Genomic DNA, 6,068 nt, shown 5'->3' with positions numbered 1-6,068 from the left:
GTTTCGTGTGTCAGCAGCAGCGCAATCAGCGTCAGCGCGGCCATCGCCGCCAGATACACGCCGACGTAAAACAGCCCGTAGGTGCCCTGCAGCCACGCGGCGATGTACGGTGCCACCGACGCCCCGAGAATCGACGCCACGTTATAGGAAAACGACGCGCCGGTGTAGCGCACTTCAGTCGGAAACAGCTCCGGCAGCAGCGCGCCCATCGGGCCAAAAGTCAGTCCCATCAGGCTCAGNCCCCCGCCATCATCAGCATCCACAGTACGTCGTTCCGCGGCAGCCCCAGCCCGTGCGGTGCTGCCGCAGTGCTGTAGGTCATCGAATACACCGTCATGATGTAAAACAGCGTATAGGTTGCCAGCATGATGAAGGTACCGAGAATGGTTACCCGCAAATGCTTGCTGAGCAGCGTACCCAGCGGCACTTTCACCTGTTTTTTCGCTGCCGCGACTTTGGCGAACACCGGCGTTTCGTGCAGGGAGACGCGCACATACAGGCCGATAATCACCAGCACGGCAGAGAAAATAAACGGGACGCGNNCATCGGACAGCAGCCACGACAGCAGCAGGAAGGTGCCGTTGGCAAAGAAGAAGCCAATCGGTGCGCCAAGCTGCGGGAACGAGCCGTACAGCGCGCGCTTGCGCGGTGGCGCGTTTTCCGTTGCCAGCAGTGCCGCCCCCCCCCACTCACCGCCAAGACCGAGACCCTGACCGAAGCGCGCCAGCGCCAGCAGCAGCGGCGCCATCAGGCCGATCGTTTCATAGCCGGGCAGCAGGCCGATCACCACGGTCGAAATGCCCATCGTCAGCAACGATGCCACCAGCGTCACCTTGCGGCCAACGCGGTCGCCGAAGTGGCCGAACAGTNCCCCGCCGCCGTGGCGTAAATGTAGAAGTCAAAGAACTCAATGGCGGTACCGATGAGCGACGCAACGACGACTTTGTTGCGTGAGTTGACGGGGGCGATGATCTGTTCGTTGTCGAGTGTTGTGGCGGTTGCTTGCATATAATATTTTCTTATTGTCTGGCGAACGAACGGCCATATTACGCACAGCAAAAGCGACATTTCAATCTGTTACAGGTTGCCAAATAGTTCATAAAACAACCAAAAAGCGGATAATTTTTGCGCCTGCGATTTCAGTTCTATGAAATGCTTCACACAAATTAAAACTTAGTGAATAAATCCAGAAATTGGTTAAATAAAAGTTAACGGCTGGATTTAAATGCTGAAATGGCGCGNNCAGGCGGGCGAAGAAATAGAAGAATGCCATCAGCCCGAGCACCGAGCCAAAGGCGGCACCGGACGGGGATTTCACCAGCGACGGTAGCGTCCAGGTCATGATGATTTTGATCACCTCAAAGCCGATGGCCGCAATGAAGGTGCCGCGAATCAGCGCTTTTCGGCGCGGACGGTGGCGTGGCAGGCGCCAGAAAATCCAGAAAAACAGCAGATAGTTAGCGAAAATCGAAATCGCCAGCCCCACCAGTCGCCAGGCGGGTTTCAGCCATTCGATGCTGTCGAGATACAGTGCGGAAATAATCAGCTGCTGTGCCGAGCCTGAAACCGAGGTGATCGACAGCGTGACGATAAGCGCCACCAGCAGGCCAATCAGCGAAATGAAATCGCGGAAGTATTTGACCCAGATTTTCTCCTGATCCTGCGGCGTACGTTCCCAGACGTCGCGCGACTGGGCGCGGATCGCTTCGCGCAGGTTGCCCATCCAGTTGATGCCGGAGTAGAGCGCAATCAGCAGACCGACAATCCCGACAGTGGTGCGCTGCTGTACCGCGGTGTTAATGGTGCTTTTCAACGTGGCGGCGAGTGTCGGGTCGCTGACGTTTTGCAGGATCTTATCGAAAATGTCCTGCAGCAGCGTTGGGTGTGAGGCGAGAATAAACCCCCCGGCGGCGAACGAGACCATCAGAATGGGGATCATCGACAAAAACGAGAAGTAGGTGATGGCCGCGCCAAACTGATTTCCCATGCGGTCATTAAAGCGTTCGGTGGCGCGCAGCAGATGGGCAATCGCTGGCTGGCGCTGAAGGATGGCGGCCGTCCCGGTGGCTTTTTTCAGCGCCTTGTTGGCGGTGGTGATCACCCCGGAGGCGGGTTTCTCTTTCGGGTCCATTTTCCTGACGGGATCGTATTCCAGATCCTGAATGGGGCGCTTTTCGTCGTTTTCCGGCGTCATCAGGTTGTTATTCCTTACTTTGTCACTCAAATAAAAAAGTATAGCGCGTACTGCTCAATGTTAATCGACATAGGCCTTCATCACCCCCGTCAGCCATTCCATAAACAGATGAACGCGGCGGGAAAGATTACGGCGATGCGGGTAAATCAATGACACCGGCATCGGCTCGGCGCGGTACTGCGGCAGGATTTCCACCAGCTTACCGCTGCGCAGCGCTTCGCGAACGCCGACGCGCGGCACCTGAATGATCCCCAGTCCTGCCAGACAGGCGGCGTGATAGGTTTCGGTGCTGTTGACGGTCAGAACGCCGCCGGTTTTTATCCAGCGCGTAGCGTTATCGAGCATCACCTCAAAGCCCGGCGGGCGCACGCCGAGGTTAACCGCATAATGAACCAGCGCGTGACCGGTCAGATCCTCGAGGGTTTCCGGGTAGCCAAAACGCGACAGATATTGCGGGCTGGCGCAGTTAACAATCGAAAGTTTCCCTAACGGGCGCGCGATTAATCCGGAATCTTTCAGCGTACCCACGCGCACCACACAGTCGAATCCTTCCCGAATGACATCCACCAGCCGATCGCTGCTGCTGAGCTCCAGTTCAATGCCGGGGTATTGCTGCAAAAAAGTGGGCAGGCGGGGGATCACCAGATTGCGCGCCACGCCAACGGGCATATCGACCCGCAGCTTGCCGCTGATGCTGGTGGGATCATGCTGGAACATGCCATCCAGCTCATCCAGGTTGCTGAGCACATCTTTGGCCCGCTCGTAATAAACCATGCCGTCCTGCGTCAACTGTACGCGCCGGGTGGTGCGATGGAGAAGCCGGGTGCCCAACTGGTTTTCCAGCGCCTGGATCTGGCGCGATACGCTACCTTTAGGAAGACCGAGGGTATCGGCGGCGCGAGAAAAACTTTCCAGTTCCGCCACACGGATAAACAACTGCATTGCGTGAATTTTATCCATACCCTAAACCGATTGTTGATGTGTATGAAACAGTAAAGCGTAATTTACTACATTTATTGTTTTTAATTCACCTAATAAGCTCTTTTCTCAGGTTTACCACAGCGGAAATGAGGTTCTTATGACACAACGTATTGCTTTAGTGACAGGCGGCAGCCGTGGCCTGGGGAGAAACGCGGTGCTGAAGCTGGCAGCGAAAGGGATCCACATTATTTTCACTTACAACAGCAACGTTCAGGCAGCACAACAGGTAGTGCAGGAACTGGAACAAACGGGAGTGAAAGCGGTGGCATTGCAGCTAAACGTCGGCGAAACGGCGAGTTTTCCGGCGTTTGTGCAGAATGTGCAGCAACACCTTAAGCAAATCTGGAATCGCGACGCCTTTGATTATTTAGTCAACAACGCGGGTATCGGCCTGAATGCGCTGTTTGCTGACACCAGCGAAGAGCAGTTTGATGAGCTGGTAAACATTCACTTCAAAGGGCCCTTTTTCCTGACGCAGCGCCTGCTGCCGTTGCTGAAAAACGGCGGACGTATTCTGAATGTTTCCACCGGGCTGGCGCGTTTTGCGCTGCCGGGCTACGGGGCGTACGCGTCAATGAAAGGGGCGATGGAAGTGCTGACGCGCTATCAGGCAAAAGAGCTGGGCGCGCGCGGCATTTCTGTGAACGCCATAGCACCGGGTGCAATCGAGACCGATTTCGGCGGTGGCCGCGTGCGGGACAACGAACAGCTTAACCAGTTTGTCGCCTCGCAAACCGCGATGGGCCGCGTTGGTCTGCCGGATGATATCGGCAATGCGATTGCCGCGTTGCTCAGCGATGAACTGGGCTGGATGACGGCGCAGCGCATCGAAGTTTCGGGCGGAATGTTTTTATAAGCAACTCCCCCGGTTTTCGTCCGAAAACCGGGTTTTTTCTTTCCCTTCCTCAAACGCAAAAGTGAAAGAAAGTGGCAGATAAACGGGCCGCTTTCACTCCTGGTTAATATAGCGATCACGGTTGCTGGATATAATCTGGTATATCTTGTAAATGCCGAAAATTAAAAAGAAAACTTTAAGCTAAATCAGGCTGATTCCTCACTTGATCGTGCGTTAAGGAACAGAAAGATGCAAACAGCTTCGAATCAGATGTTTGAACAATTTGAACACAGTCTGTCGATGATTCGTCATGCATCTGTAGACGTGCTTCAGTTGCTAAAAATTTATGTGGCAGAGGGAAAAGATCCGCGCTGGTTTCTGGAACAACTGGAACAGGCGCGTCTGAATCTGGGGGGATGGACAAACGTCGCGAAACGGCTGCATCTCAATGACGCCGAAATGAGCGAATTCACGCTCCAGCTTCGCCATTTGCAACAGGCGGTGCCGCAATACGAGCGCGGGCAAAACGTGCATGAAAATCAGCGCATTGCGGCACTCCGTTTTCTTAGCACCCTCGAAGCGGTGAAGGCGAAACAGCCACGGCTGCGCTATGACACCAAAGTGGGCGAGGCGGGCGAAGACAGGCAGGCGCTGGCGCAGCGGCAATTGCGGGCGCTGGAGCTGACGATTAAAGCGCTGGTGTCGCAGGCGTGGCCCGATACGCTCCAGCTCACTAACCATCTGAAGCTGCAGTTCGGTGCCGACAACGTGCGGCGCTGGCTGACGCTGGGTAATTCCGGGGATATCCTCAGCGGGATGATGTTCAGCGAACTGGCGCTGCTGCTGGTCGACAAAAAAGAGTTTGCGCGGCACTACTCAACGATTTTCCATACCGCGACCTCGCTGACCTATCTGGTCGATCCGCGCATTACGCTACAGGCGTTCCTCGAACATTGCCGACAGCTTCGCAACGCGGTGATCAGCGGTCGACCGCTCTCCTCCGCTGAACTGGCGCTGCTCGACAGCTACAGCCAGCAGATTGCCGGTCCCGTGCAGCGCGCGTTTGAGCAGAAAAAAACCAGAGTTAACCCGTCCACCTACATGACGGTCGATGACGCGGCGTTAAAAGAGTTCTGGGAGCAGGCGATTGAGCGTGACAAGGAAGCCGGTGGCGATCTGACCTCGGTGAGCGACAACATTGAAGGCCAGGGCCGGCACGCAAAACGCACCCCGGAAGAGCGCGAACAGCTGATTTCTGGCGTGCTGTGGGGCGCGGTCGGCGTGATGGTGCTGGCGATCCTGGGTGGCGCCATCTGGATTTTCAGTTCCGAAGTATCGCAGCGGCCGATTCCCCGCGTACCCACCGCTGAGGCGCTGGAATCGACGGAGCTGGAAGTGCCATCGCCGCGCGAACGGCTCTCCAGCCTGGGCGTCACCTGGGACGCATTCAGTCTGCGTTCAGCTATCGATCGCAACGACGTCAAAGTGGCGCAGCTTTTCCTGCAGGGGGGAATGAACTGGGAACTTTCATGGACCGAAATGGCGATGGATATCAAGAATGAAGAGGTGCTGGAATTGCTGCTGCGCTACCGGATGCAGATGGACGAGCCAAAACCCTGTCGCCGTTTTATCACCAACACCGGTCACGCGATGGTGAACGGCCAGAAGCTGACCATGATACGCAAAAGCTATCTGCAAACGTTCTGTTCAAGGCCGCCCGTGATTGCCCGCCAGCACCATGAACTGGAACTGGCGGAGCAGCGGATGCTGTCGCAGCCGAATGAAATGAACAAAAAATGGCTGGATATTCAGCAGGCCATTTACGANCCGTTCGCCCAGCCGAAACCGTCCTGCAACGGATACTCACCACCGCCCCCTTCACGCGGCGTACCGGTCGCGATGTGGTATTTTTCAATCAGCTTGTGGTGCGTTTTGTAGAACGTATTCACCGTCTGTAGCCAGCTCTGGGCGATCTCATCGCCAAGCGGGTCCTGACCGTACATTTTGAAGCCCTGCACCGCCATCCATTGCAGCGGCGCCCAGCCGTTGGGGGCGTCC

3 protein-coding genes and 3 pseudogenes are annotated in these 6,068 nt (G+C 56.1%); 2 read left to right on the top strand and 4 right to left on the bottom strand.

Features of this window, described 5'->3' with window-relative positions; all coding sequences use genetic code 11:
• The 3 genes and pseudogenes from GM30_RS21935 to GM30_RS21925 all read right to left on the bottom strand — a co-directional run.
• Positions 1-1,008: pseudogene (locus GM30_RS21935) on the bottom strand (MFS transporter); the annotation flags it as partial.
• 235 nt (positions 1,009-1,243) lie between these two features.
• Positions 1,244-2,194, bottom strand: a pseudogene (gene yhjD / locus GM30_RS21930) (inner membrane protein YhjD); the annotation flags it as partial.
• Between the two features lie 60 nt (positions 2,195-2,254).
• Positions 2,255-3,154 (bottom strand): LysR family transcriptional regulator, encoded by a 900-nt coding sequence (locus GM30_RS21925; RefSeq protein WP_049850321.1) that lies wholly within the window; start codon positions 3,152-3,154, stop codon positions 2,255-2,257.
• Between the two features lie 118 nt (positions 3,155-3,272).
• Here GM30_RS21925 and GM30_RS21920 point away from each other — a divergent pair, with 118 nt between their 5' ends.
• Both GM30_RS21920 and GM30_RS25780 read left to right on the top strand, forming a co-directional pair.
• Positions 3,273-4,031 carry an SDR family NAD(P)-dependent oxidoreductase gene (locus tag GM30_RS21920; protein ID WP_049850320.1) on the top strand — a complete coding sequence of 253 codons (759 nt, stop codon included), beginning with the start codon at positions 3,273-3,275 and terminating at the stop codon, positions 4,029-4,031.
• A gap of 228 nt (positions 4,032-4,259) precedes the next feature.
• Positions 4,260-5,834, top strand: a pseudogene (locus GM30_RS25780) (STY4199 family HEPN domain-containing protein); the annotation flags it as partial.
• Here the strand turns inward: GM30_RS25780 and GM30_RS25205 are convergent.
• The coding region (locus GM30_RS25205) for a trehalase family glycosidase (RefSeq protein WP_274519072.1) at positions 5,831-6,068 on the bottom strand (238 nt) is incomplete at its 5' end. The pseudogene GM30_RS25780 and the gene GM30_RS25205 sit on opposite strands and share 4 nt — an antisense overlap.

This window comes from Trabulsiella odontotermitis, assembly GCF_001188485.1.
GTDB lineage: Bacteria > Pseudomonadota > Gammaproteobacteria > Enterobacterales > Enterobacteriaceae > Trabulsiella > Trabulsiella odontotermitis_A.
The sequence above is the reverse complement of the archived record's forward strand: the minus strand, read 5'-3'. Positions and strand labels throughout refer to the sequence as shown.